We start from the raw sequence: 24,840 nt of genomic DNA, 5'->3' as shown, positions 1-24,840 counted from the left end.
AGCCGTGACCGACCTCACGCGCTCCTCCTTCGTCCTCAACGTCAAGGAGTTCAGCGTGCAGGAGGGACTGCGCGCAGGGCTCTCCGTGGCCGCGCTCGTCGTCCTGCATGCCTGGCTGCACTTCCCGCTCCTCCTGCTGACGGCGCTCGGTTCCCTGCTCACCTGCCTTGCCGACGCTGGAACGCCAGGACAGGAACGACTGCCGCCGCTTTTTGCCTTCTCGCTTCTGGGCGCCTTGATCGGCGTCGTCTTTGGACTTGCTCGCGCTCAGGGCTTGCTTTTCGCCGTGCCACTCGTGGGCCTCGCCATCTTCGCCGCGAGCTTCGGCCGCATCTACGGGCCGGCGGGCATGCAGGTCGGCAATCTGCTCTCCGTCTGGATCGTGCTCGCGGTCGATATCCCGCAACCTGGGCTGACCTCGGCCCTGATCTCCGGCGGCATGTTCTTCGCCGGCTCGGTCTGGGCCATCGTGCTGACCAGCGTGATCTGGCGCATCCAGACGACTGCGCCCTTCCGCCGCTCGATCGGAGACTGCTACCGCGCCCTCGCCGCCATGGCGCAGGACATGCGCGAGATTCTCGCGCTACGGGCCGGTCCGGCGCAGACCGCTGCCCGCTGGGAGCACAACGCCCGCGTGTTTCGTGGGAATGGCCGCGTTGCGATCGAATCGGCTCGGGTCAACGTGCTCGCCTTGGCGCGGAGCCGGGGCAACGACAGCCCGCGCATCGCCCGGGGCTGGCTGCGGCTGGAGGTGGCCGACCAGGCCTTCGGCGCGCTCAGCGGCGTCGCCGACATCCTCGAGGCCGGGGCCGCGGCCGATACCACCCTCGCCGCGCGTGCCCTTCGTCATCTCCGGAACGAACTGCTCGTCATAGCGCAGAGCATCGACACGGACGGGACATCGGACCTCGCGCGCCTGACAAGAAGCATGGACGGCATCCGCGGCTATGTCACGGACCTCGCCGAACACGATCCTCTCCGTCGGCTGCTCCTGACGATCACGGAGCGGCTCGCGGTCGCCGTGACGCTGACGGCACCCGAGAACCTGCGTCCAGGCAGCATGCCGGACGGACGCTCGGCCATGTCATGGCGGGAGCGGTTGCTCGGGCCGGTCCGGTCCAACCTCAACCGTCGCTCGTCGCACCTGCGCCACGCCGCCATGGCGGGCTTCGCGGCCACCGCCTGCCTTGCCTACACCCTCCACCACGAGCACGAATACGAGCGCTGGCTCGTCATCACGCTCCTGGTGACGATGCAGCCGCATTTCAGCCTGACCTGGCAACGGATGCTGGAGCGGATTGGCGGCACCGTGTTGGGCGGGGTCATTGCCGCGGCCCTCAGCCTCGCACTCCACACGCCGTTCACCGTGAGCCTGGCGATGTTTCCGCTCGCCGTGGTGGCCTTCACCCTCCGGCGCGTGAGCTTCGGCCTGTTCCTGAGCGCGCTGACGCCCATGATCATCCTGCTGGTGGAATCCGCGACACCCGGAGCCTCAGAGGTCGACATCGCGACGATGCGGGCACTCTATACCATCCTCGGTGGCGTCATTGCGCTGCTCTGCAGCCTGCTCCTGTGGCCGGGGCGACAGCCCCAGCGGGCGCTGGCGGAGGTCCGGCGGGCCGTTGCGGCTCACGCCGCCTCGGCGGATGCGGTGTTCAGAGAGCTTCTGGGGGAATGCCATTCGGACGTGTCGGACGACGCTCGCCGTCAGGCCGGCATCGCCAGCAACGCCTTGGAGGCGGCACTCAGCCGCAGCATGCTCGAACCGCGCCTCGTCGCCGGCAGCCACCTCAACGCCGCTTTGACGATCGACGCCGCCTTGCGCCGCATTGCCGGCCGGCTCAGCGTGGTTCGCATCCTGCGCGAGGATCAGAAGGCGGATGATGTGCAGCCACGCGTGTCGACGGCGGATCTTGCCGCCTGGCGCGTCTGGATCAAGAGCGCCACTGCGGCAATTCTCGCCACGCCGGCCCACCCGCCTGGCGCCTGCCCATTGCCGCCACGCCCGCGCCTCGATGCCCCGGCAGACGATCCGGTGGCGGACGGGTTGACCCGCATCGCACGCCAGATCGAGCTGATCGCTGGCGCCATGCCGAAGCTGGACACCTGAATTGATGTGCCTTGTCCATCAAGGATCGATCGGGCGCGCCTCATCCGGGAGCATGATGGGGATGCCGCCCCTGATGGGGTAAGCGATGCCGGCGGCGCGGCTGATGAGCTCGTTCCGGACCCGATCGTAGATCAAGGGCTGCTTGGTGAGCGGGCAGACGAGGATTTCGAGCAGACGCGGATCGACGGGTTGCGGCGGCGGCTCGGCGGCGGGGTCTTTGTCCTGCGATTCGCTCATGGCGTCATCTCCTTCAACTCAGGCGCTGCGAGCCGCCCTCGGGATCATTGCCGTGCATTCCGAACTCCAGCAGGGCCTGCAGGATCTGCGTGCGCTGAGCCGGCTTGTCCGCCTCCAGCAGCGCCTGCTTCTCAGACGGTGCGAAGGGACACATCATGCAGAGCGCGGTCAGCAATGTCGGGTCGTCCATATCGCCGATCGCTTCCCAATCCGCGTCGACGCCCTGACGACCGAAGTAGCTGCGTAGGGCAGCGAGCAGCGCCTTTCGCGGCAGGCCTATATCCGCGGGCGGCGGATCGAGATCCTCGATGTAGGGAGCGTAATCCACCCGCATCCGCCGGTAGCCCCGTTGCTGCTCGACCTCCTCGATCACGCTGAACCGTATGACGCCGAGCAGAGAGAGGACGATGCGGCCATCCTCCGTCTCCGCGAAGGAGGTTATGCGACCGAGGCAGCCGACTTTGAACGTCGCCGCTCCATGGGCGCTGGACGGCTTGAGGCTATCGGGCTGGATCATGCCGAACATGCGGCCAGCCCCGAGCGCACCCTCGATCAGCGCCAGGTAGCGCGGTTCGAAGATGTTGAGGGGCATCCGGCCGTGCGGCAGCAGCATGGCCCCCGGCAGCGGGAATACGGGAATGACCGGATCGATTTCGCCCAGCGCCGGCTGAAACGGCAACATCCCCTTGCCCATGTTCAGCTGAACAGCAGAGCAGAAAGCCGGCGGCGCGCGGAAACGGAGGCGGGATCCTCCAGACCCCAGGACTCGAAGAATTTGAGCAGTTGCAGCCGCGCCGCATCGCCGTTCCAGCCGCGCTGCCGCTTCATGATCTCCAGCAGCGCCTGCGCCGCCTCCTCGCGCCGGTCGAGCGCGTTCAAAGCTGTCGCGAGATCGTAGCGGGCCTCATGATCGGCGGGATCAGCCGTAAGCCTCGCCTCGAGTTCGCGCAGCTGACCACTGGCCTTCCTGCCCTCGATGGCGAGGGTCAGAGCACTCCGGGCGCCGGCAATCTCGGCATGATCGGTAATTTTCGCAGGAACTTCGGCGAGAAGCGCCTCGGCCTCGTCCTCGCGCCCGGCCGCGAGGAAGCACCGGATGAGACCTCCCCAGGCTTCGGGGCGCTCAGGCTCCTCGGCGAGGAGCGCCTGATAGAGTTCGACGGCCGTCTGCAGGTCCCCTTCCTCCTGTGCGGCGCGCGCCTCCGCCAGGAGATCGGCGGCTGGCATGGTGCCGCCCGCGACCTTGAGCAGAGCCTCGACGAAGCGGCGGATCTCGCTCTCCGGCAGCGCGCCCTGGAAGATGTCGGCGATCTGGCCCTGCCAGAAGGCAGCGACGGTCGGGATGGACTGGAGCGGCAGCCCAAGCTGGCTGAGCTGCTGAACGAGGGCGCGGTTCTTGTCGGTGTCGATCTTGACGAGGCGGACGCGGCCGCCGGCGGCCGTGACAACCTTTTCGAGCATCGGGGTGAGGGTTTTGCAAGGGCCGCACCAGGTCGCCCAGAAGTCGACGATGACCGGCATCTGGCGCGATGTCTCGATCACGTCCTTCATGAAGGTCGCCTGGGTGCCATCCATGATGAAGGCGGCAGCAGCGGCCGCGGCGGGCGTATTCTGGCCGAGTATCAGGTCCATGTTCGGTCGTCCGTCTCTCTATGGTCGTCGTCTCTAATCATGGTGTCGATCGTCGCGAGCTTTACCCGTCGGCACGCGTATGGGCGATGATTTTGAGGGCAAAGCCGGCCGCGGCGAGCAAGCAAGGCAGCCCGAGCCCAGAACGATCCGCCCTCGACAGCGGGTTGATCGCATGGCGGGACTGCGCTTGCAATCGCGATGGAAGCCGCATAGAACCCGGCTCCACGGAACGCGGGCGTAGCTCAGGGGTAGAGCACAACCTTGCCAAGGTTGGGGTCGAGGGTTCGAATCCCTTCGCCCGCTCCAGATTTCCGTAGGGAAATCAAGTTATTATAAGGGGACTGCCACGAGGCGGCCTTTCGCCTTTCCGGCGTGGTGTCCCCTCCGTGATGAAGGCGGAGCCGGCGCGCCGATCGGCTTCCGCCTGGCGGTAAAGTCTCCCGACGGCCGCTATCTGGACGACTTCTATTTGGCGCGGCCGAGCAATGCCGAGATCCAGGTCGGGGTGCTGCTGCGCTGCCGCCACCCGGTGAGCATCGTGACCAAGTCTGCGAGCATCGTGCGCGACCTCGACATCCTGGAAGAGCTTGCGAAGCTCAAGCTCTTCCACGTGTATCTGTCGGACGACGCTCGATCCGGCGCTTGCGCGGGCGATGGAGCCGCGGGCCTCAACGACGCCGAGCTGGAGGCGATCCTCGAGGCTGCCGCGGAAGCCGGCGCGGAGCGTGCCGGCTACGTGCTGCTGCGCCTGCCGCTGGAATTGCGCGAGATGTTCGAAGCCTGGCTCCGCGAACACATGCCGCAGCGGGCCAACCACGTCCTGAGCCTGATCCGGCAGATGCGCGGAGGGGCGCTCAACGACGCGACGTTCGGGCAGCGCTTCGTCGGCACCGGCCCTTACGCTGATCTGCTGTCGCAGCGTTTCTAGCGGGCCGGTAGGCCCGCAGGACGAAAAGGGGGCCTGCCGCTGGCAGAGGCTGCGGCATGATTTAGACCCTGCAGCGATGTGCGATCAGCCGCTAGGCTCGGCAGGAACCTAGAAGCTGATCTTCTCAATGCCGCGCACGACCCTCGATGACATCGCTGCCTTCATCGCCGTCGCCCGGGCGCGCAGCTTCACTCGGGCCGCAGCCCGCCTCGGAGTGTCCCAATCCGCGCTGAGCCAGACGGTTCGTGGCCTCGAAGGCCGGCTCGGGCTTCGCCTGCTGACACGGACGACACGCAGCGTCTCTGCCACCGAGGCCGGCGAGCGCCTGCTGCAGGGACTTGCACAGCGGATCGAAGAGATCGAGGCGGAGCTGGCCGCACTGAGCGCGCTTCGTGAAAAGCCATCCGGCACGATACGGATCACCGCTCACGATCACGCAGCACGTTCCGCACTGCTGCCGGCGCTCGAGACGCTGCTTCCGCAATATCCCGACATCAACGTCGAGATCGTCATCGACTATGGGCTGACAGACCTCGTGGCCGAACGTTTCGACGCCGGCATACGAACCGGCGAGGTGGTGGCGAAAGACATGGTCGCCGTCCGCATCGGCCCGGACCTGCGCTCGGCGGTCGTTGGTTCGCAATCGTTTCTCGCCAGCCGGCCGAAACCGAAGGCGCCCCCTGAGTTCCGCTGCCCCTGCCGGCCTATTCTTTTGGTTCGGTCGTGCTGGAAGTCGACGAGCTGCGTCGTGCCGTAGCCGCCCGACCCGCGTTTGCAGTATGAATTTCGGAAAGGGCGTCTTCTCCAATGGGCGACGCATCAGGCTCGAGCACGCCGAGGCGATCCAGGTCGACTATCGGGTGACCGTCATCGCTGATCGAGATTGCGTCAGCATAATGCATACCAATGTGCAGCTGCGCCGGGCTGAAGGCGTGCAGATCGCGCACCGTGGCCGAAAGCGTCGTATCTTCCGCACGCATGGTCAGAAAAAATTGAAGGCCGGCCGCGGCCATGGCTGGCTGGTCAAGCCCGGCGAGCGGACTAGCCTCATCGATCACGTGCATCAGCGTCCAGGACAACGCGAAAACTGGGATGCCCGCGCGGACGAGCGGGAGATCGACAATGTTGGGAAAGCTGCGTCCTTGATCAGTCTCCTCTGGGACAAGTGCGCTTAGCCGCGCCTCCGCATCGTATAGGACACCGAGCCGGCTACTTGCGACGCGGATCATAAGCGTCGGCCTCCCCCGATAGCGCGTTATCACGAGCGTCTCGGCATAGCGGAAGCACGGCTTGGGCCGTGACACGCGGACAAAGATCATTCCAGTGACAACAGCAACAAATGCAACGCCGGTGACGATTTCCACGGCGGACACGATGTGGCCGTAGAGATCGGCGGGGTACATCTCGCCGTAGCCGACGGTCGCCAGCGTCTCAATGCTAAAGAAGAACGCGTCGGCAAGCGAGCCAGGATGCGCGTTGGCGACCGCACCGGGTCGGGCAATATAGAGCAAGGCGAAGATGAGATTGAGCAGCAGTTCGACGCCGAGAAGCGCCAAGATAAAGCGCGGCCAGCCGAGCGCTACGATGAGGCGATAGGGATCGTCCAGATCGCCTCGGTCATCGCCGCGCTTGCGTGCCTCGTAGTTGCCGTATCGGATGCGACGCTCTGCGCTCGGCAGCCTCGAGCGAGGCGAAGGACGCTTCATTTAAGGCTTGAGGTTCGGACTATGTGGCTTGTTGCACTCAGGCCGGACCGAGTAGTTTCGTGCTCCTTGTGGTTGCAACCGCGCGACGGGGCGCACATCGGGCGAGGCCGAAGACGAATCGGTATTGCTGTTGCTTGGCGGGCGATCGGCCCGTGCGTCTGCCCTGTGCTCTATCATCAGAAGGAATAGTCGCCAGAACAGGCCTGGGAAGAGAGGGTCTTGCTGTAACTCCGCTCGCATTGCCTTTTTCAGCTTTTGCATGAGCCATCCGCCTCGGTCATACCCAACTCACTAGAAACCTGCTTCGGTTGGCGCGCGGAACAATCAGACCCTGCTGCGAGCGTTGAAACCGGATTTTCGACCTGTGGCGGATCGGCCACCTGCCAACCGCCACCAAGCGCCTTGTACAGCCCGACGAGGTCTGTCGCGATCGCCGTATCCGCGACCGCCAGCGCGTCCTCGGCCTCGAGCAGCGCGTTTTCTGCCGCATCGATATTGAGAAAGTCGCTGGCGCCCTGTGAGTAGCTTTCCCGCGCCGCGTCCAGCGCGACTTGATCGTCCCGCACCTCCTCTGCCGTCAGCCCGCGCTGTCGCTGGCCCTGCGCATAGGCGGTTAGCGCGTTGTCCACGTCGCCCCAGGCCTGCAGCACCGTGTTGCGGAAGTCGTCCGCCGCTTCTCGCTGCTGCGAGCGCCGCAGCCGTAGCGTGGCCCGCAGGCGGCCACCTTCGAAGATCGGCAGGTCGATTGCCGGGCCGGCCACGAACGCACGGTCAGGAAGCGAAAACGCGTTCAGGACGTTTCTGCCCTGCAGCTCGAAGTTACCAGTCAGGCTTACGTCGGGGTAGAAGTCAGCGAGTGCAACGCCCGTCTCCGCCGTCGCCTCGTGCAAGGTCGCTTCCGCCTCGCGCACGTCCGGCCGACGCCGGATCAGGTCGGCCGGAAGACCGATCGGCACCGTCGGCGGCACGATCGCCGCTGGCGCCGGCGCATCAAGCTCCGCCTCGAGCGCCCGGGGCGGCTCCGCAAGCAGCAGCGCAATCGCATTTTCGAGCGCGGCTGCCGTAGTCACGAGTGGCGGGATCGTCGCCGCTACCGTCGCCACCTCCGCCCGTGCCTGAGCGACCGCGAGCGTTGTCCCGACACCGTTCGCAAATTGAACGTCAACCAGCGACATGTTTTTCTGCGTGACCACGAGGTTGCGCTGTGCGATCCGCAGTCGCGCCTGCGTCCCACGGAGCTGCAGGTAGTCCTGCGCCAGCGTCGAGATCGAGGCGAGTGCAACGGCGTGCCGCGCCTCGACGGCCGCGACCGTGCCCGCTCGACGCGCCTCCACGGCACGCCGCACCCGCCCAAAGAGGTCGAGCTCCCATGACGCCGACAGCCCATTGGTCCAGATGTCGTAGTCATATGAGGCCGCGGGCGAAGGCTGCACCAGAGCGATGAAACCGTTCGGGCTTTGCCGCTCGTGGGTGTAGGACGAGTTCCCGTTCACCTGCGGCAGCCCCTGCGATCGAGCGACATCGGTTTCGTCGGCCGCCTGCCGGATCCGCTCGACCGCAGTCTGGAGGTCGATGTTCTGGCTCACCAGCCGCGATACCAGCGAGGAGAGCTCCCTGTCGCCGAAGCTGTTCCACCAAGCCGGATCCACCGGTCCGGACGTGGTGGCGCTGCCGACGCCGCCCGGCTCTGCGCCCCACTCTGCGGGGCTTGCGACCGCGGGCGGATGGAAGTCGGGCCCGACCGTGCAGCCGGTCGTCGCCGAAGCCGCAAGCGCTGCAAGCGCGAGGAGGGCAAGTCGCCGCCTCACCTCAATTGGCCCCCGTCACGCGGGCGCTGCTATGCTCCTGCGCCTCGACCACATCCGCAAGCCCGGTATCGATCGTCGTCTCGACCGAGAACCCAGCGAGTAAAAGTCCGGCGAGCTTTTGCCCGGGCGAAACCAGGATCTTCACAGGCAGGCGCTGGACGATCTTGGTGAAGTTGCCGGTAGCGTTCTCTGACGGAACCGGCGAATAGATGGCGCCGGTCGCGGGGGCGACGCCCTGCACCACGCCATCAAGCCTGATGTTGTAGGCGTCGACGTGGATGCTGACGTGCTGGCCGGGCAGCACGTGCCGCAGCGCGACCTCGCGGTAATTCGCGATAATGTAGATACGATCGAGCGGAACCAGCAACATCGCGGTGCCGCCGGGCGTCACGTAGTCGCCGACCTGGACGCTTCTCTCGGTGACCGCACCGCGGAGCGGGGCCAGAACTCTGGTATACGACAGATTGAGCTGCGCTTGCTGGACCGCGGCCACGTCCGCGGCAATGGTCGCTTGATCTGCGTCCACTTGCGCCCTCAGCACGTCGAGCTGGTGCTGCGCCGCTGCTGTGGAGGCGCGTGCGCCCGCGAGCTCAGCCTGCTCCTGGGCCACGGTCGCCTCTGCCGTCTGTCGGCTTTGCACGGTCCCGGCCCCGGCTCGTGCCAAATTGCGATAGCGATCGCGGTTAGCGACAGCGAGGCCAAGTTCGGCCTCTATCGACAGTGAATGCGCGCTCTGCTGCGAAATGATTGAAGGCTGACGTGCTACAGTCGCAATTGCGTCGGCAAACTGCGCACGGTCGCGGGCAAGCGTTGCCTCTGCCTGCGCCAATGCCGTGCGCTGGTCACGGTCGTCGAGTTGGACCAGCAACTGGCCTGCCGTCACCGTCTGGTTGTCGTCGACCGGGACCGCGACCAAACGGCCCGCAATCTGCGGTGCAACCGCCGTCGTGTGAACCTCGACATAGGCATCGTCGGTCCACACGTTCGGCGACGGCGTCAGCACAATTGCAAGCACAATTCCCACGAAACCGAACAACACCAAGGCGGCGAACAGGAATGGCCATCGCGAACGCCGCTTCGGCTTCTCATCAACTTCGGCCAAGACAGGCTCCTAATGGCGAGCGAGCGCGATGCGCGGGGGCAGGGAGCGCACGGGTAGTATGATCACCACCACCATCAGCGCCGCGATGATCGCCGCCATCACGAGGAACGTGTCGCTGAGCGTCAGTATATCGGCCTGTCGGCCGACAGTTTGCGCGAACCCCGCAAGGCTCCCCGGGGCGCGCGGCATCCCAGCCGGGTTGAACGGAACCGGGACATTCGGCAGCGCGGTTGCGCCATCGAGAACGGTGAAGCGTTGCTGTCCCGCCTGGTCGGTGAGACGGCTAGAGTGCAGCGCGCCGCGCCAGCGCGCGACAAGTTCGACCAGCCAAGTCGCCGCTACGTCACCGAGCGCCCGTGGCGTATTGATGAGCGAGGAGGCGAACGCCGCCTCCGGCGGCTTGACGGCGTTCGTCGCAAGCATGAGCAGAGACATTACAACCATTGCCTCGCCGAGCGAGATCAGGACTTGCCATAGATAGAATTGGCTGTCGTCCCATACGTCGCTCAGCAGGCTGTCACCAACTGCACCCGCAAGCACAAACCCGAGCCCGGTCAGGTTGATCCATCGAGCGTCAATCCATTCTTCATTAAGAAGAAGAGCCATCAACGGGAGAAAAACAAGCTGAGTGGCAGCCAGCAGTGCCGTCACGGAGTACGACTGCTCTGGCAAAAAAGCTCGGACTTCGCCGAGATACTGGAGCGGTATTGTTGATCCGACTCCCCCGACCATGACAAAAGTGAACAACCCAATCAGCCCAAACGCGATGTTTCGCCGTGCCAGCAGCTGTAGTTTCAGAAAAGGCGCTTCTGCAAACCACTCATTGACCAGAAGTAGCGGCAGCCCGACCGCGCTAAGGCACCCCAGCACAACGATCGTGTTAGAGTTGAACCAGTCCAACCGGTCGCCCTGCAGCATCATCGTGCTGAGGGACCCGAAAGCGAGCACCACGAGAAGTGCGCCGCTCCAGTTAAAGGTTCTGATCCTGCTGTACTGTGGAGCGTCCTGGGGCATGCCCCACCAGATCATGACTGCCGCCAACGCCGAGATCGGGATCGTCTGATAGAACGCAAATTGCCATCCAAGTGCACTGTCACCGGATCCGACCCAGAGCGCCGCCAAAGCCGTCGCCAGCGCGGGGAAGAAGCTCGCCGACAACGAATAGGCGGCGAGGCCATAAAGGCGGATGGAAGGGCTCAGAACCCTGAGTGCTGTTGTCATTAGGAGGGGAATTGTCAAACCTTCGCTCAACCCCTGCAGAACCCGTAGTCCGTAAAGCAGCGAAAGGTTCGACGTGGTGGGGATCAGGATCGTGGACATGCAGCTCAGCGCGACGATGCAGAGGGACCAACGGCGTAGCGTGATTGTCACTAGAAACCAAGGCGAAACCGCCATGCCGACGACCTCAGCAGAGGCGTAGAGACTTGAGAACCACGTGCCGGGGTCATGCCCGAAGCCAAGACCACCGCTGATCTCCGGTAGCAGCGCCGATGTGACCGCGTCGTTCAACTCAACGGACATGGCGGCTATAATGATACCGCCAAGTGCGACGACCGATGCTAGATCCAACGCTATATCCGCCTTGTCTTTGACCGTTCGCGGTCGTCGCGAAGAGTTCGCTTCACGCAAATATACAACGCGTTGTCCAATCCAGATTGTTGTGGGCTTGGGTGAAAGCCTGTCGCAACACGATGTTCAGCGCAACTGCAATCAGATATAAGCCGGTGCTTATGTTACTACTCTGCGCGGCACCTTCTTCGGCACGTCGCCCGGACTTCAGAAGCCCGTGTCCTCTCCCACCGGCCTCGTGGGTGCAGCAATCCATAAGTTCTGAGTTATGCTAGGTGATCTTCAACAAATGATGACACTGCGACATCTTGACGCCGCGAGAGCAAACGGACGAGGCTTTTCGGAAGAGGTCGAGCCGATCTGGCGCCATGAGTATATCGATTACATAGAGGTGACAGCGGCGGAGACCGCTGGTTTCGAACAATGCGGCGCATTGGAAGAGCCGACAGGCGCGAAGCTTGACTTGTCCGGCTTCTCGACGGCGTTCCTCTACGAAGACGCGTTCAAGCAGGAACCGAATGTTCGTTACGAACATTATTTATGACTGCCTATCCGGTGATGCGACGTTGTTTCAGCGCGCCGACAACATTGAGGCCTGGGCCACGGTCGACCCGGTGCTGCAGGGTTGGGCCGCGACGGGGTCTGCGCCGGAGCTCTATAAGGCGGGCAGCACCGAACCCAAAGGTCCTGAAGACCTGGTGAAACGTGACGGCCGCGAGTGGGGTTCGATCGCAGAGGATTGAGCGCCATGTGTCCATTGTGCTCGTCGTCGTTGGCGTTCAAGCGCTTCTATAGCTGGCTGATCCGTGCGATGGCTTCGACGTAGGGGAACGATCATCGCTCCGCTACTTATGCACTTGTTCAGCGGTAGATGAGGCGCATTTGGGACATAGGCGAACCCGCTCTACACGGTCATTTCATCCGGCGCCCAAAGAGGGGCAGCTAGCAAGGAGCGGCAGACTATGAGTGGGAAGTTGCTTCCAGGCCTCAATAGAGGCGACACCGTTAGAAGGCCACCGGACCGGCCAAATCTGTAGGCGGAGCGTCAGGCGATGCGGGTTGGTCCTCTTGAGACAAACGGGAGCGTGAATGGAATCGAGCGGTTGGTCGATCCTGGTCTGCTTCGCCTGTTGCTGGCCATCACGGAAACTCGAGGTTTTGCCAACGCCGCCCAAGTGCTTGGCGTGACGCAGCCTTCGGTTAGTCAACAGGTCAAGCGGATCGAGCAGTTTGTCGGCCGCCCGCTATTCCGGCGCACGCGGCGCGGTGCCGAACTTACCGCAGACGGGGAAGCTGTCATCATCTACGCGCGTGCGATGCTCGGGCTGACCAGTGACCTGAGGCAAAGGCTTGACCGGCTGGACGACGGGGTTGAGGTGGCTACCGCCATGTCGGAAGATTTCTGCCGCACGGCGCTCCCGACGGTATTGAGGCTCTTTGTGCTCGATCACCCTCATGTTCGACTGCGGATCGTGTCCGGCACCTACGAGACGCTCACGGCAGCAATAGACAACCGGACCGTCGACTTCGCCATCATGCGTCGCTACGACCGCTTTCCGGACGCAGAGCCTCTGTTCCACGATCAGTTAGCTTGGTTCGGGGGCCTCGGCCTCCGGCTGCCAGTCGCCGACCCGATCCCTCTTGTGGTGCCATTGCCGCCGAACCCGACACGAAGCACCATACTCGATTGCCTGCGGGCTGCAGGCCGGAGCAGCATCATTCGCTTCGAGAGCATTGGCGTCGCCGGCATGGAGATGGCGCTTGGAGCTCATCTCGGCGTTTGTGCTGGTCCGCGTGGCATGGCGCTCCTCGGAGTGGCGCCCCTTCCGGATGGCCACGGTCTGCCGCCACTACCACGTGTTGAATTTGTGATGGTGCGTGCTGGCCGAGCGCTCAGCGACGCCGCGCATGCCTTCGCCCGAGTCCTGGCGGATGCGGCACGGTCCCGTTTCGAGTTGGAGAGTCATCCAATCATTGAACGGGGGATCGGGTTCGGCACGCAGGATGCCGAAGGCAGTCGCTCGAGACGGGAGATGTTGAGGACCCCTCTCTAAAGTCGTAGCTTTTTCACGTGGGCGCCGCTGGCGTTACAGGGAGAACAGACCTGGAACGAGACGAAGCGAAGCATGCTTTGGATGTCCGATTTCGGGGCGATGGATCGGCCCGTGAGTGGCCCGACTTGGGTCGTCTGCCGACTGGTCGCTGATGGGCGCTCAACGTGGGAAGTGACCGCCCTTTCGATGTCGGCATCCACTTGCCAATGGCGGCGGAATTGACGCTGGAGATCTGGCGGTCACGGGGGCGATCCCCTAGGGCCTGTTCATGGCAAGGAAGCATGGCCGCGCAGAACCGTCGCGACCGCCTTCCCCAAGGCGATTTGCGCGGCGGCTGACAGATGGAGCCCGTCCGGGCCATCCGTAGTTATGACCGTGCCTGCATCTAGGAATAATGCACCAGCCGCCCTGGCCACGGCCTCATAAGCGGACGGTAGCGCCCGCGACTTCTCGTGGCCGCCAGCGAACTCGTCCGCGAAGAACTCCATGGCGCTTAGCGGCGCTGGGCAGATCAGCAGCACCTTGGGGCTTGAATATGGCGTGCCGATGCCACCGTTGATCTGTTGCGCGATATCAACGAGTCGTCCTGCGCCCATCGCGATACGCAGCGGCGAACGATCGAAGTGCGCCTTCAGGTCATTGGTTCCAAGCATGATGACCACAAAATCGAGCGGCAGATGGCTGGCGAGACAGGCAGGCAGGTACGCCGCTCCATCCACGCCGGCACCTGTGATCGCCGGCTGCATCGGATCGGGCGTATCCGTCGTCCGCGCGTTCAGCCCCTCTTCGATGATTTCACACTGCGGCCCCAGTTCCGCGCCCAACACGCGGGGCCACCGGCTCTCGGGCGGATGGCGGGGGGCTGGCGGCTGCAGCGTCGGGCCGCAACCCCAGGTGTTGCTGTCGCCGTAGCAGAGGATACGGACCATCGTTGCATCTCCTGTTGCAGTAAATACCCGATCATGAACCGCGCGCCGTCGAGCGGCTCATGATCAGTGGCAGAGTTTCACCCTCCACCCGCACTGCGCCAGAGGCGGACGGACCGGCGCGTGAGCCTCAGAGAGGCAGATACTGCGCCAGAAGCGACAGATCCACCGCGCCGAGCCGGTCGCTGGCAGTCAGAGCCTGATGCCAGTAGGGATAAAGCAGCGGCAGCTTGCTGGCAGAATTCAACCGCTCCATATCGTCGTCGGTCAGGCTCAGCTCGACTGACTTCAGATTGGTTTGAAGCTGCGCCTCATTTGTGGCGCCGATCACGATCGATGCCACTGCCGGTCTGCGCAACAGCCAGGCCAGGGCAACTTCTGCGGCTGAGGTCCCGTGTTCCTCCCCGATCTTCACTAGCAACTCGATAATATCGTAGAGCCGGGCCTCATCGCGGATGGGCGGCTCCTTCCAGCCGGCGAAATCGCGACCGCCCTCCTCCGGGGTCTGACCACGCCGATACTTTCCTGACAGCAAGCCACCGGCAAGAGGGCTCCAGACCAGAATGCCCAGTCCCTGGTCGAGCGAGATTGGCACCAGCTCGTATTCTGCCTCGCGCGCCTCAAGCGTGTAATGGATCTGCTGGCTGACGAAGCGGGCGCTCCCGGCGCGGTCTGCTGCCCCCAAGGCTTTCATCAGTTGCCAGCCACAGAAGTTCGAGACGCCGATGTAGCGCACCTTGCCAGACGTCACCAACGAGTCCAGCGCAGCCATCGTTTCCTCAACAGGCGTCAGCCCGTCCCATTCATGCACCTGGTAGAGGTCGATGTGATCCACGCCGAGGCGGCTGAGACTGGCGTCACAGGCACGGATGAGGTGGTGTCGTGAGAGGCCGGCATCGTTCGGCCCAGCGCCCATTGGAAAGCGCGCCTTGGTCGCGATCAGCACGTTGTCGCGCTTGCCCTTGATCGCTTGGCCCAGGATTTCCTCTGAGGCTCCGGTCGAGTAGATGTCTGAGGTGTCAAGCAGGTTGACCCCGGCATCCAGTGCCATGTCGACCATACGGCTGGCATCCGCGGCGTTGGTTCTGCCGACGAAGGCGAACCGCCCTTTACCGCCAAACGTCATGGTCCCAAGCGTCAGGGCGGACACCTTTAGGCCCGAGCGTCCGAGTTGCCGATATTCCATGGTCACTCCTTCTTTTCAATGTCGGCGGGGCCACGTCGCGGCCCCGCCTTTATGCATAGTTGAAGACGCCGCCGAGCTAGTGTTCCGCTACGTTCCAACCCTTATAGCTCTTAACGGTGTCGCGCGTGACCAGGACAGACGGCATCAGGGTCAGCGGCTTGTCCGGCTTATGCCCGTTCAGCATTTCGTCGCCCAGATGTACCGCGATCCGCGCCATTAGGAATGGGTTTTGGGTGGCCGTTCCGACAATCTCGGCCATCGCGGGATCTTCCAGAGCGTTTTCCATATCCGGCGAGCCGTCGATCCCGGTTACCGGGAAGGTCGCACGGCCCATCTGCTTGGCGGCCAGGACGGCGCCGATCGCCTCAGGGTCGTTGATGGCAAACATGCCATCGACATGCGGAAAGCGCGTCAGCAACGACTGGGCCACGGAGAACCCACCATCACGCGAGCCGTTGCCATTCTCGTTTGACGACAGGATCTTGATGTTTGGATACTTCGCCATAACCTTCATGCAGCCCTGCACGCGGTCGACGACCACAGAGACCGGCGGCCCGCTGAGAATGATGACGTTGCCTTTTCCACCCATCTTGTCGACGAGGTATTGGCAAGAAACGGAACCCGCCTGGACGTTGTCAGTGGTCACCGTCACGTCGGCACCCTCGGCACGAGCGTCGACGGCAACGACGGTGATGCCCGCCGCCTCGGCTTTCACAATCGCCGTCTTGATCGCTTTCGGATCACCGGCGCTCAACAAAATCATGTCTGCGCCGGCTGCAATAAAGTTATCGATTTCAGTAAACTGCCGGCCCAGATCGTAGTCATAGGCGACAGTGGTCACTCCCACGGCAGGATTGATCTTCTTGGCCTCGAACGTGGCACCCCTCGCCAGCGCCACGAAGAACGGGTTGCCCATGGAGGCGCCCGATATGCCGATCAACTTGAGGTCCTTCGCAAATGTAAAATTGACACTTAGGATTAAGGCAGTTGCAGAGAGCAGAATTTTCTTGATCATGGTTTTCCCCCCCGGGCATAAACTTGACTGCACGCACCGACGACCGGACTTCGGTGGGCTCAGGTGTCACGTCACCTCGGCGCGCTTCATACCCGCCTGGACTTCACCGGCGGATCGTGATTTCGGAGTGCCACCGGGCTGCATTGAGACTAGGTCTCATCAGTCTTGCCTTGTCATGTGAGCAGCAGCGGCGTTGTCGGCAAGCTGCTGGTCCTCAGCGGGAGCGAGACCGCTAATACCGACGCCCCCAATCGTTGCCCCAGTCTCGCTGCGAATGACGGCGCCCCCGGGCAGACCCGTCAGCATCGGATCAGCAAAGTAGCTTGCCGGCATGGCATCCCGCGCCAGGCGCTCGTGGAAAGCAGCAGTCGAGACGCCGAGCCTGGCGGCGCTGTAGGCCTTTGCTTCCGACAATTTGATGCTCCGAAACGGCGCCCCATCCATGCGGGTAAACGCCACGAGGGCACCGCGCTCATCGGTCACAGCGACGCAAACCGGGCGCCCGAGTGTATTCGCCTGCACAACCACGTTTTCTAAAACATCATGAGCGGCCGTGCGATCGAGCTTCATCATCTCTGTCCTAGAATGCATTGCTTTTCGGCAGATATTGCTCAAGCAGCGCAAGATCCACGGCGCCGAGCCGGTCGTTTGCGGTCAAGGCCTGGTGCCAGTATGGGTAGAGCAGCGGCAACTTGCTGACGGCGTTCAGACGCTCCATGTCGCTGTCGGTCAGCCGCAAATCCACCGCCTTGAGATTGGTGCGAAGCTGCGCCTCGGTGTTCGCGCCGATCACCACTGACGCCACCGCCGGCCGGTGCAGCAGCCATGCCAAGGCTACCTCAGCCGCGGAAACGCTGTGCTCCTCGCCGATTTCGATCAATCGCTCGATGATGTCATAGAGCCGGGCCTCGTCGCGGATCGGGGGTTCTTTCCAGCCGGCGAAGTCACGCCCGTCTTCCGGACCGGCCTGCCCACGGCGATACTGGCCCGACAGCAGGCCGCCGCCGAGCGGGCTCCAGACCAGAATACCCAGGCCCTGATCGAGCGAAATCGGAACCAGCTCGTATTCGGCTTCGCGCGCTTCGACGGTATAATGGATCTGCTGACTGATGAAGCGTGCGCTGCCGGCCCGGTCGGCGGCCGCCAGCGCTTTCATGAGCTGCCAACCGGTGAAGTTCGATGCGCCGATGTAGCGGACCTTTCCGGAGGCCACGAGGGCTTCGAGCGCCGCCATGGTCTCCTCGACCGGGGTGAAGCCATCCCACTCGTGCAGCTGATAGAGATCGATGTGATCGACCCCGAGCCGCTTCAGGCTCCCCTCGCAGGCATTCACCAGATGATGGCGCGACAATCCGGTGTCGTTCGGACCGGAGCCCATCGGAAACCGGGCCTTGGTCGCCAGCAGCACCTGTCCGCGCTTGCCTTTGATCGCCTCGCCGACCATCTCCTCGCATTTGCCGACCGAATACTGGTCCGAGGTATCGAGCAGGTTGACCCCGGCGTCGATCGCGATGTCGACCAGGCGTGTGGCCTCGGATTGGTCGGAATTGCCGACATAGGCGAACTTGCCCTGCCCGCCAAACGTCATCGTGCCGAGGGTAAGGGCGGAGACCTTGAGGCCGGAGCGGCCAAGTTGGCGATATTCCATCGTCGTGACCTCTTTCGTTGGTAGAGAAGCATGCGTCGGGCGCGCCGCTACTTGATGATCCCGATCTTCTTGCGATCGATGTTGATAAAGACCGCGACGATCAGCACGACACCCTTGATGATGTTCTGAAGGTAGGGATCGACACCCGCCATGTTCATGCCGCTCGAGAGGAGCGTGATGATCAGAACCCCAAGCAGGGTGCCAACGATGCTGCCGAGGCCGCCGGTCAACGGTGTGCCGCCAACCACCACAGCGGCGATGGCATCGAGTTCGAGGCCCAGACCCAGCTGGGACGTGGCCGCCATGGTGCGCGCGCCCTGCAGCAGGCCCGCCACGCCGCACAATCCTCCGAGCAGCACGTACATCAGGATCTTGACGCGTGTGACGGAAATGCCGGTGAGGATCGAGACGCGCTCGCCGCCGCCGATCGCCCGAACCTCGCGCCCGAAGACGGTGAAGTTGATGACAGCCCAGGCCACGGCCGCAAGAGCCAGACCGATCATGACCGAGTTCGGAATGCCGAAGGTGATGCCGGAGTATGTGTTGAGGAACAAGTCGTTGTCGATTGAAACCGGCGCGCCGCGGGTGAAGTAGAGGACGAGGCCACGGTAGACCACCATGGTTCCCAACGTCGCGATGAAGGACGGCACCTTACCGACGGCCAGCAGCAGACCATTGACGGAGCCGCAGAGCGCGCCCACCGCGACCGCGGGGATGATCGCCAGAACGCCGAGTGTATTGACCGTGACCGCTGCCACCAGCGCCGATACGGCGACGATCGCGCCCACCGAAATATCGATCGACCCTGCCATGATGATGAAGGTCATGCCGAGAGCAGTGACAAGCAGGACGGTGCCCTCGTCCAGGACCGATGAAAGGTTGTCGAGCGACAGGAAACGCGGCGACATGATCGTGAAGATGACGATCAGGGTCACGAGGAAAATGAGAGGGAAGCCACGACGCAACAGGTCAACCCACTGGATCTTCGCATCGTCTTCACGGACGGGAGCCGCACTGCCGCGAGGCTTCGTAGTGATTGCTTTGTTCATCGTCCTGCCTCACGTCATGTATTGCACGATGTCATGCTCTTCGACGCCGTCGAGCTTGTCGAACTCGCGGACCATCACGCCCTGCCGAAGAACCACGAGGCGGTCCGACATACCGATAAGTTCAGGCATATCCTCCGACGACAGAAGAATGGCGAGGCCCTGGGACGCTTTCTCGCGCATGATCCTGTAGATTTCCTCGCGAGCGCCCACGTCCACGCCCCGCGTCGGGTTGTTCAGAAGGAGAAGGTCGGGGCCGACCGCGAGGCACTTCCCCAGCACGACCTTCTGCATGTTCCCGCCTGACAGGGAACGGCAGGGCGCCGCGGCACCCGACGTGCGGATACCGACCAGCTTGATGAGGTCATTCGACATCGCGCGCGCGCGGGCCATGGAGAAAAAAGGACCGACCGTCGGCGGCCGTGCCATGACCAGGTTGTCGAGCACGCTGAACGACACGATCAGCCCTTCGTTGCCGCGATCACCCGGAAGGTGGGCAATGCCGTGCTGCCACGCGGCACGGGGACTGGTCGGGTGATAGTCCTTGCCTTCGAGTTGCAGATGGCCGTGACGCAACGGCTCGTCGCCCACGATCCCGGCGAAGAGCGCCTCCGCTCCAGCCCCTTTGAGCCCGGCTATCCCTAGTATTTCGCCTCGTCGGACGTCGAGACTGATTTCGTTCAGTTCCCGACCGACCGCGACCTTATCGGCATGGAGGGCGGGAGCAGCGGCGGAGGCGGGCAGTGGCAAGCGTGGCGGATAGGTCCCTTGCAGGACATCGCGTCCGACCATCAGACGGTGAATCTCGTTCGCTTCAATATTCGCCACACTGGAAGACGCAACGAACTGGCCGTCTTTGAGGATCGTCAGATCGTCCGCCGCGGCCAAGACCTCGCTGAGATGATGCGAGACGAAGCCGATCGTGATCCCCTGCGACTTCAGCTCATGCATGACCTGGAGGACCGCGTCCACTTCTCGGTGGTCGAGATAAGCCGTCGACTCATCGAGAAGCAGAGTCTTTGGATTCGAGGAGATCGCGCGCGCGATCTCGATACATTTCAACTCACCGAGGTTCAAACGCTCGATATTGGCGGCGACAGAGATCTTCACACCGATCCGGTCGAGTGCCGCCTGCGCCAATGCAGCCATCTGCCGTCGCTTCAACACCCCGAGCGGCCAAGCATGGAGGCGGAGATCGCCGATGAAGATGTTCTCGGCAATGCTCAAGGATCTGTTGATGGTGATTTCCTGATGGACGAGCGCCACACCTTTATGTGTGGCGTCTAAGGCGGAGGTCGGCGCGTAGGGCGCGCCGTCCAACGTCATCTCGCCGCTATCCGGACGCAAGACCCCGCCCAGCATGCGCAGGGTCGTGGACTTGCCCGCGCCGTTCTCACCGACGATGGCATGAACCGTACCCGTGCGCAGCGTGATCGACACATCGCTAGCCGCACGGGTCGGGCCGAACTGCTTGTTCAGACCAGTCGCAACGAGCGTCATTGGCTCAACCGTGTACGAGTTGACCGGGCCGGCGGGTGGCGTCAGACGCCACCGCCGACATGAGGCGGCCTATGCGATGGATCACTGGGTTTCCGCGTATTGCAGGTTGAAGGCCGGAGACGGCGGCGCGTCCTTGTTGTAGACTTTCGAGTGAGCCTTGAAATCATAGTGCGGCTGCCCGCCCGGAAAGTACTTGAAGTAGAGAGGAACGTCGGCTTTCGTCAGCGGCAGCATTACGAGCTTGATGTTGTTCTTGTCGGCGGGGACCTTAAAACCGTGGAGGTAGTCATACATGATGACGAGCCCGATTCCGCCCTGTACCCAGTGGCCGCCAATGTCATAGAGTTGTTCGCCGTCCTGCACCGCCTGGACGTTAGGGGGATTGAGATCCTGCGATGCGATAAGGACATCCTTCCCAGGTACCTTGCCCATGTTCTTCAAGGCCGCAATAACCCCGATTGCCATCGGATCGTTGGCTGACCAGACCCCGGTGATCTCGGGATGGCCTTGATAGAGGGATTCGAAAGCCGTCTGCGCCTGGTCGCTCACGAAATTGCCGTTTACTTCGCCGGCGATCTGGACATTGCCATCTTCCGCGATCGCCTTGGCGAGACCTTTGCGACGGTCGATTGCAACCGACGTACCGGGCGTTCCGTTGATGACACCGATCACCTTCTTGCCGCTGGCTCCAGGCTTCATCGCGCCGAGCAGCGCCTTGCCGTAGAGATAACCGGCCTCGAAGTCGCCCGGTCCGATGAACGCGATGTAGTTGCTGTGGCCTTCACTCTGCGGAGCGAAAGGGGGATACGTGTCCGTGATGACGACAGGAATGTTTGCGCGCTTGGCGAACCGGATGGCGGGAGGAGCCGTGTCCCAATAACCCACCGAGATGATGCCGTCGACTTTGCGAGCAATGAGATCCTGGATGGACCGGATCATCTGATCCGGCTTGTTGTCGGCGTTCAGAACGATGAGGTTTACGCCGAGCTGTTCAGCGCCCGTCTTCACGAAGGTCACATACCTGTTCCAGAAGTCTGAATCCAGTGTCGGCACGACCACGCCGATTGTCGGCTCAGTGGCTGCACGGGCCACCGGTGACAGGCCGCACATCGCGGCCGCAGCAATTACTGCGATATTGAGTTTGCGCCGGCTAAGCATGTTTCGATCCCTTTATTTTTCTTGGCTATGCTGCTTGACTTGGTCGGCTCGTCACGGGCGCCAAGGCGGCTTTCCCGATGGTTGCGCTTACATTACCGGCCCAACAAAAGACGGCCGAAATACCGATCGTCGGAGATGCCGACAACGGCTTTGTTGCGAGGATGGATTGCAGATGCGCTATTCGCAATCATTGTCTGTTTCCTCAAGCGGTTGGGTCTTTACACGCCCACCCTGCTCTTCAAACGAACCATACATGAATTAGTAAGTGGTGTCTTCAACGAATCACTTCCTCGCCCGATTTTTGCGAGCTTTGGACTACGGTCACAAGGCTGCACGCGTTGCGCTGCGACGCGTCAGTGCCTCCACATTGATGCAGCAGTCAGGCTGCTTGCCCGACAGCACCGCCAGAACGTTGCGCGACACGATCTCGCCCATCTGTAGCCTCGTCTCCTCCGTCGCGGATGCGATGTGCGGCACGATCACCACATTCGGCAGATCGATCAACCCGGGAGCGAGCACGGGCTCTTTCTCAAAAACGTCGAGCGCTGCCCCCCAGATGCGACGCTCGCGCAAGGCCTCGACAAGAGCCTTCTCGTCGACAACCGGTCCACGGCTGGCGTTGATGAGGATGGCGGTCGGCTTCATCCGCCCTAGTTCGTCTGCGCCGATGTAGTGGTGCGTCTCCGGCACAAGTGGGACATGCAGCGTCAGGAAGTCTGATCGCGCCAGAAGCTCGTCCTTGCTGACGAACCGCGCGCCAGTCTCGTCCTCGATCGCCTGATTGGGCGCCACGTCGCTGTAGATGATCTCCATGTCGAACCCACGAGCCTTGCGGGCGACGTTGCGTCCGATGCGGCCGGCTCCGGCAATGCCGAGTGTCTTGCGATCGACGTCGGCTCCGATGAAGAACATCGGCTTCCACCCATCCCACCGTCCCTCGCGCAGGAAACGCTCGGCCTCAGGAATGCGGCGCGCCATCGCAAGCATCAGGGCGATCGTGTGCGTCGCCGTTGCATCGTCGAGCACGCCGGGCGTGTTGGTGAGCGCGACGCCACGCTCCGTGGCACTTGGCACATCAAAATTATTCGTCCCGACCGCGTAATTCGCGACTATCCGGCAATTCGGTCCCGCCGCGTCGAGAAGGGCACCATCGATGCGGTCGGTCAGCAACGATACGATCGCGGCGCAGCCGGCCACGTTGCGGCCGAGCTCCTCGGGCGAGAGCGCCCGATCATCGCCGTTGACGGTCACGTCATGCTCCGCCTCAAGTGCTTCTATGGTCGCACGAGGTATTGCCCGCGTGACGTAGATCTTCTGTCTCATCAATGATGCCTTGTCTGGTCAGCGGCAGCAGCGTTCCGGCGAGTGGGTTGCCCTCGGCGCATCAGGCGGTCGTGCTGTCTGCAATGGGTTGTCCGAGCTCGTGGTTGGCAAGCAGTTCTAGGGCCCGAACCATCGACGAGTGGTCTTCGCGACCACCGCCATGCGCCTCGCACGCGCTGAACAGTGACCGGGCCAGAGCCGTCGCGGGAAGCGACACCCCGAGCGACCGAGCGTTCTCGAGTGCGAGATTGAGGTCTTTCTGGTGCAGTTCGACGCGGAAGCCCGGCGCGAAGTTGCGCTTGATCATACGTTCGCCGTGAACCTCGAGTACGCGGGAGCTGGCGAAGCCGCCGAGCAGCGCCTCTCGCACGCGAGCCGGATCGGCACCCGCGCGCGACGCGAATACCAAGGCCTCCGACACCGCCTCGATCGTGAGCGCGACGATGATCTGGTTGGCCACTTTTGTGGTCTGGCCGGCGCCGTGATCGCCGACCCGGTTGATGTTTTTCCCCATCAATTCGAAGAGTGGCTTGACGCGTTCGAACAGGTCGGCTGGGCCCCCGACCATGATGGTCAGCGATGCCGCCTTCGCGCCGACCTCGCCGCCCGACACCGGAGCGTCAAGGCAGCCGATGCCGCGCTCCCCAAGGCGCGCCGCGATTTGCTTGCTCGCCAGGGGGGAGATGGAACTCATATCGACGACGATCGAGCCCGGCTTCGCGGTTTCGGCGACGCCCGCTTCGCCGAACAGCACGGCTTCGACATCGCGCGTATCGGGCACCATCGTGATGATGATCTCGGCGTCCGCGGCGGCTTCCGCCGCGCTCGCGCAGCGGACCACCTCCCCGTCGATCATGCCCGACGGCACGCCCGAGCGGCTGGAGAGGGCGACCCGATGACCCGCCTTGATCAGGTGTTCCGCCATCGGGCGCCCCATGACGCCCAAACCGATAAATCCAATGTTCAACGACGTTTCCCCTTCTCGGCCGCTCGCGGTCTCGGCGGCGCCGCGGCCTGTGCGACCGTGCTGTAGACGGCTTCCGAAATTGCGCTCGCTACGGATATCACTTGCGCTGCAAGCGTCTCGAACCGTTTATCGTCAACCTGCTCCAGCGTTCCGACGGTGCTGATTGCGGCGACTACGATGCCGTCGCGATCGCGGATCGGTGCTGCGATGCAGCGGCAGTTCGGCGCCTGCTCCTCGTCATCGAGCGCCCAGCCTCGACGCCGGACGTCAGCGAGCTGAAGACGGAGGTCCGCCGCGTTCGTGACTGTCTTCGGCATCCGCTTTTCGAAGGTGAGGTTCGCGATCAGACTGTCGAGCTGCTCAGGCGCCAGCCATGCGATCAGACTTTTGCCGAGAGCGCTGCAATTCACAGGAAATCTCTGGCCAACGTGAGAACGCACGACGATGTCTCGCGCCCCCTCGAGGCGTGCGAGATAGACCGCCTCCCCTTGCTCGAATACGCCGAGATGACAGGTGAGCTGAACCCGCTGCGCAAGTTCACGAAGGAGCGGCATCGCTTCTCGCTGCAGATCATTGCTCTCGTTCGCGATGCCGGCGAGCTCGAACAACTTGAGTCCCAAACCGTACCCGCCCACCGATCTCCGTTTAATCAGGCCAAGTTCGCACATTGTGGAGATGAGATGATGGGTTGAGCTCTTCGGCATGCCGAGACGCTCCTGGATGGCGGTAAATCCAAGACCAGGTTCGCGCGCGATCACTTCCAAAAGTGCGACTCCCTTCCCGAGAGCGGGAACTTTCAGAGTTAAGGTTTCCTCGACATTGTTCATTACTTGGAACTCTAGTTCCTTAATGTAGTCTACGCTGCTCGGTCCGTTACTAGGTGTCAATACCTCTAGATGGCCCTGAACGTCTGTCGGCAGTCAGC

The 24,840-nt window shown here is 63.0% G+C and carries 24 protein-coding genes and 1 tRNA gene; 7 read left to right on the top strand and 18 right to left on the bottom strand.

Annotated elements, in window-relative coordinates; all coding sequences use genetic code 11:
* The first annotated feature begins 4 nt into the window (after nt 1–4).
* On the top strand, nt 5–2,110 hold the full coding sequence (locus tag ACOEQ1_RS00390) for an FUSC family protein (protein WP_419757262.1): 2,106 nt from the start codon (nt 5–7) through the stop codon (nt 2,108–2,110).
* An 18-nt stretch (nt 2,111–2,128) separates the two neighbouring features.
* Here ACOEQ1_RS00390 and ACOEQ1_RS00385 read toward each other — a convergent pair whose 3' ends face one another.
* Genes ACOEQ1_RS00385 through ACOEQ1_RS00375 form a run of 3 tightly spaced genes read right to left on the bottom strand, consistent with a single transcriptional unit; the run spans nt 2,129 to nt 3,979 of the window.
* Nucleotides 2,129–2,347: a Trm112 family protein gene (locus tag ACOEQ1_RS00385; protein WP_419757261.1), complete on the bottom strand. Its 219-nt coding sequence runs from the start codon at nt 2,345–2,347 to the stop codon at nt 2,129–2,131.
* Nucleotides 2,348–2,360: 13 nt separating this feature from the next.
* Nucleotides 2,361–3,029, bottom strand: coding sequence for an LON peptidase substrate-binding domain-containing protein (locus tag ACOEQ1_RS00380; RefSeq protein ID WP_419757260.1), 669 nt, complete (start codon nt 3,027–3,029; stop codon nt 2,361–2,363).
* A 14-nt stretch (nt 3,030–3,043) separates the two neighbouring features.
* A complete protein-coding gene (locus ACOEQ1_RS00375) occupies nt 3,044–3,979 on the bottom strand; it encodes a tetratricopeptide repeat protein (RefSeq protein ID WP_419757259.1) in 936 nt (311 codons plus the stop codon).
* 231 nt (nt 3,980–4,210) lie between these two features.
* Here ACOEQ1_RS00375 and ACOEQ1_RS00370 point away from each other — a divergent pair.
* The 3 genes from ACOEQ1_RS00370 (at nt 4,211) to ACOEQ1_RS00360 (ending at nt 5,664) form a co-directional block, all read left to right on the top strand.
* Nucleotides 4,211–4,285, top strand: a tRNA-Gly gene (locus tag ACOEQ1_RS00370).
* Nucleotides 4,286–4,448: 163 nt separating this feature from the next.
* Entirely contained in the window at nt 4,449–4,907 is a 459-nt protein-coding gene (locus ACOEQ1_RS00365) for a hypothetical protein (protein WP_419757258.1), read from the top strand.
* A gap of 127 nt (nt 4,908–5,034) precedes the next feature.
* Nucleotides 5,035–5,664, top strand: a complete 630-nt coding sequence (locus ACOEQ1_RS00360; protein WP_419757257.1) for a LysR family transcriptional regulator — start codon at nt 5,035–5,037, stop codon at nt 5,662–5,664.
* Here ACOEQ1_RS00360 and ACOEQ1_RS00355 read toward each other — a convergent pair.
* The 4 genes from ACOEQ1_RS00355 to ACOEQ1_RS00340 form a co-directional block, all read right to left on the bottom strand.
* Entirely contained in the window at nt 5,612–6,613 is a 1,002-nt protein-coding gene (locus ACOEQ1_RS00355) for an ion channel (RefSeq protein WP_419757256.1), read from the bottom strand. The genes ACOEQ1_RS00360 and ACOEQ1_RS00355 overlap by 53 nt on opposite strands.
* A gap of 248 nt (nt 6,614–6,861) precedes the next feature.
* Nucleotides 6,862–8,421 carry an efflux transporter outer membrane subunit gene (locus ACOEQ1_RS00350; protein WP_419757255.1) on the bottom strand — a complete coding sequence of 520 codons (1,560 nt, stop codon included), beginning with the start codon at nt 8,419–8,421 and terminating at the stop codon, nt 6,862–6,864.
* Between the two features lies 1 nt (nt 8,422).
* Nucleotides 8,423–9,523: an HlyD family secretion protein gene (locus tag ACOEQ1_RS00345; protein ID WP_419757254.1), complete on the bottom strand. Its 1,101-nt coding sequence runs from the start codon at nt 9,521–9,523 to the stop codon at nt 8,423–8,425.
* A 9-nt stretch (nt 9,524–9,532) separates the two neighbouring features.
* Nucleotides 9,533–11,092 carry an MFS transporter gene (locus ACOEQ1_RS00340; protein WP_419757253.1) on the bottom strand — a complete coding sequence of 520 codons (1,560 nt, stop codon included), beginning with the start codon at nt 11,090–11,092 and terminating at the stop codon, nt 9,533–9,535.
* A gap of 289 nt (nt 11,093–11,381) precedes the next feature.
* On the opposite strand from ACOEQ1_RS00340, the gene ACOEQ1_RS00335 reads away from it, so the two are divergent.
* From ACOEQ1_RS00335 to ACOEQ1_RS00325, 3 genes are all read left to right on the top strand, one after another.
* Nucleotides 11,382–11,636: a hypothetical protein gene (locus ACOEQ1_RS00335; protein WP_419757252.1), complete on the top strand. Its 255-nt coding sequence runs from the start codon at nt 11,382–11,384 to the stop codon at nt 11,634–11,636.
* Complete coding sequence (locus tag ACOEQ1_RS00330; RefSeq protein ID WP_419757251.1) at nt 11,611–11,835, top strand: hypothetical protein; 225 nt, start codon at nt 11,611–11,613, stop codon at nt 11,833–11,835. The genes ACOEQ1_RS00335 and ACOEQ1_RS00330 overlap by 26 nt, the downstream gene beginning before the upstream one ends.
* A 360-nt stretch (nt 11,836–12,195) precedes the next feature.
* Entirely contained in the window at nt 12,196–13,146 is a 951-nt protein-coding gene (locus ACOEQ1_RS00325; protein ID WP_419757250.1) for a LysR family transcriptional regulator, read from the top strand.
* Between the two features lie 266 nt (nt 13,147–13,412).
* Here the strand turns inward: ACOEQ1_RS00325 and ACOEQ1_RS00320 are convergent, their stop codons facing one another.
* The 11 genes from ACOEQ1_RS00320 to ACOEQ1_RS00270 all read right to left on the bottom strand — a co-directional run bounded on the left by ACOEQ1_RS00320 (nt 13,413) and on the right by ACOEQ1_RS00270 (nt 24,742).
* Nucleotides 13,413–14,075 carry an SGNH/GDSL hydrolase family protein gene (locus ACOEQ1_RS00320; protein WP_419757249.1) on the bottom strand — a complete coding sequence of 221 codons (663 nt, stop codon included), beginning with the start codon at nt 14,073–14,075 and terminating at the stop codon, nt 13,413–13,415.
* Between the two features lie 127 nt (nt 14,076–14,202).
* A complete protein-coding gene (locus ACOEQ1_RS00315) occupies nt 14,203–15,258 on the bottom strand; it encodes an aldo/keto reductase (RefSeq protein ID WP_419757248.1) in 1,056 nt (351 codons plus the stop codon).
* A gap of 76 nt (nt 15,259–15,334) precedes the next feature.
* A complete protein-coding gene (locus ACOEQ1_RS00310) occupies nt 15,335–16,273 on the bottom strand; it encodes an ABC transporter substrate-binding protein (RefSeq protein ID WP_419757247.1) in 939 nt (312 codons plus the stop codon).
* Nucleotides 16,274–16,432: 159 nt separating this feature from the next.
* Nucleotides 16,433–16,846, bottom strand: coding sequence for a GlcG/HbpS family heme-binding protein (locus ACOEQ1_RS00305; RefSeq protein WP_419757246.1), 414 nt, complete (start codon nt 16,844–16,846; stop codon nt 16,433–16,435).
* Between the two features lie 7 nt (nt 16,847–16,853).
* On the bottom strand, nt 16,854–17,921 hold the full coding sequence (locus tag ACOEQ1_RS00300; RefSeq protein WP_419757245.1) for an aldo/keto reductase: 1,068 nt from the start codon (nt 17,919–17,921) through the stop codon (nt 16,854–16,856).
* A 47-nt stretch (nt 17,922–17,968) separates the two neighbouring features.
* Nucleotides 17,969–18,970: an ABC transporter permease gene (locus ACOEQ1_RS00295; protein WP_419757244.1), complete on the bottom strand. Its 1,002-nt coding sequence runs from the start codon at nt 18,968–18,970 to the stop codon at nt 17,969–17,971.
* A gap of 9 nt (nt 18,971–18,979) precedes the next feature.
* Nucleotides 18,980–20,467, bottom strand: coding sequence for a sugar ABC transporter ATP-binding protein (locus ACOEQ1_RS00290; protein ID WP_419757243.1), 1,488 nt, complete (start codon nt 20,465–20,467; stop codon nt 18,980–18,982).
* A gap of 81 nt (nt 20,468–20,548) precedes the next feature.
* On the bottom strand, nt 20,549–21,625 hold the full coding sequence (locus ACOEQ1_RS00285) for an ABC transporter substrate-binding protein (RefSeq protein ID WP_419757242.1): 1,077 nt from the start codon (nt 21,623–21,625) through the stop codon (nt 20,549–20,551).
* Nucleotides 21,626–21,946: 321 nt separating this feature from the next.
* Nucleotides 21,947–22,948 carry a 2-hydroxyacid dehydrogenase gene (locus tag ACOEQ1_RS00280; RefSeq protein ID WP_419757241.1) on the bottom strand — a complete coding sequence of 334 codons (1,002 nt, stop codon included), beginning with the start codon at nt 22,946–22,948 and terminating at the stop codon, nt 21,947–21,949.
* A gap of 61 nt (nt 22,949–23,009) precedes the next feature.
* Complete coding sequence (locus ACOEQ1_RS00275; protein WP_419757240.1) at nt 23,010–23,915, bottom strand: 2-hydroxy-3-oxopropionate reductase; 906 nt, start codon at nt 23,913–23,915, stop codon at nt 23,010–23,012.
* Nucleotides 23,912–24,742, bottom strand: coding sequence for an IclR family transcriptional regulator (locus tag ACOEQ1_RS00270; protein ID WP_419757239.1), 831 nt, complete (start codon nt 24,740–24,742; stop codon nt 23,912–23,914). Before ACOEQ1_RS00270 ends, ACOEQ1_RS00275 begins: the two co-directional genes overlap by 4 nt.
* Nucleotides 24,743–24,840: the final 98 nt, after the last annotated feature.

The sequence above is a fragment of the Acidisoma sp. genome (assembly GCF_965199065.1).
Taxonomy (GTDB): domain Bacteria; phylum Pseudomonadota; class Alphaproteobacteria; order Acetobacterales; family Acetobacteraceae; genus Acidisoma.
This window is presented reverse-complemented; position numbering and strand designations above follow the sequence as displayed.

Coding starts and splice junctions, on each gene's coding strand:
- ACOEQ1_RS00360 (WP_419757257.1), top strand. CDS start 5,035: ATGCCGCGCACGACCCTCGATGACATCGCTGCCTTCATCGCCGTCGCC.
- ACOEQ1_RS00295 (WP_419757244.1), bottom strand. CDS start 18,970: ATGAACAAAGCAATCACTACGAAGCCTCGCGGCAGTGCGGCTCCCGTC.
- ACOEQ1_RS00355 (WP_419757256.1), bottom strand. CDS start 6,613: ATGAAGCGTCCTTCGCCTCGCTCGAGGCTGCCGAGCGCAGAGCGTCGC.
- ACOEQ1_RS00290 (WP_419757243.1), bottom strand. CDS start 20,467: ATGACGCTCGTTGCGACTGGTCTGAACAAGCAGTTCGGCCCGACCCGT.
- ACOEQ1_RS00270 (WP_419757239.1), bottom strand. CDS start 24,742: ATGAACAATGTCGAGGAAACCTTAACTCTGAAAGTTCCCGCTCTCGGG.
- ACOEQ1_RS00330 (WP_419757251.1), top strand. CDS start 11,611: ATGTTCGTTACGAACATTATTTATGACTGCCTATCCGGTGATGCGACG.
- ACOEQ1_RS00300 (WP_419757245.1), bottom strand. CDS start 17,921: ATGGAATATCGCCAACTTGGCCGCTCCGGCCTCAAGGTCTCCGCCCTT.
- ACOEQ1_RS00335 (WP_419757252.1), top strand. CDS start 11,382: ATGATGACACTGCGACATCTTGACGCCGCGAGAGCAAACGGACGAGGC.
- ACOEQ1_RS00310 (WP_419757247.1), bottom strand. CDS start 16,273: ATGATCAAGAAAATTCTGCTCTCTGCAACTGCCTTAATCCTAAGTGTC.
- ACOEQ1_RS00285 (WP_419757242.1), bottom strand. CDS start 21,625: ATGCTTAGCCGGCGCAAACTCAATATCGCAGTAATTGCTGCGGCCGCG.
- ACOEQ1_RS00280 (WP_419757241.1), bottom strand. CDS start 22,948: ATGAGACAGAAGATCTACGTCACGCGGGCAATACCTCGTGCGACCATA.
- ACOEQ1_RS00380 (WP_419757260.1), bottom strand. CDS start 3,029: ATGTTGCCGTTTCAGCCGGCGCTGGGCGAAATCGATCCGGTCATTCCC.
- ACOEQ1_RS00320 (WP_419757249.1), bottom strand. CDS start 14,075: ATGGTCCGTATCCTCTGCTACGGCGACAGCAACACCTGGGGTTGCGGC.
- ACOEQ1_RS00305 (WP_419757246.1), bottom strand. CDS start 16,846: ATGATGAAGCTCGATCGCACGGCCGCTCATGATGTTTTAGAAAACGTG.
- ACOEQ1_RS00385 (WP_419757261.1), bottom strand. CDS start 2,347: ATGAGCGAATCGCAGGACAAAGACCCCGCCGCCGAGCCGCCGCCGCAA.
- ACOEQ1_RS00315 (WP_419757248.1), bottom strand. CDS start 15,258: ATGGAATATCGGCAACTCGGACGCTCGGGCCTAAAGGTGTCCGCCCTG.
- ACOEQ1_RS00375 (WP_419757259.1), bottom strand. CDS start 3,979: ATGGACCTGATACTCGGCCAGAATACGCCCGCCGCGGCCGCTGCTGCC.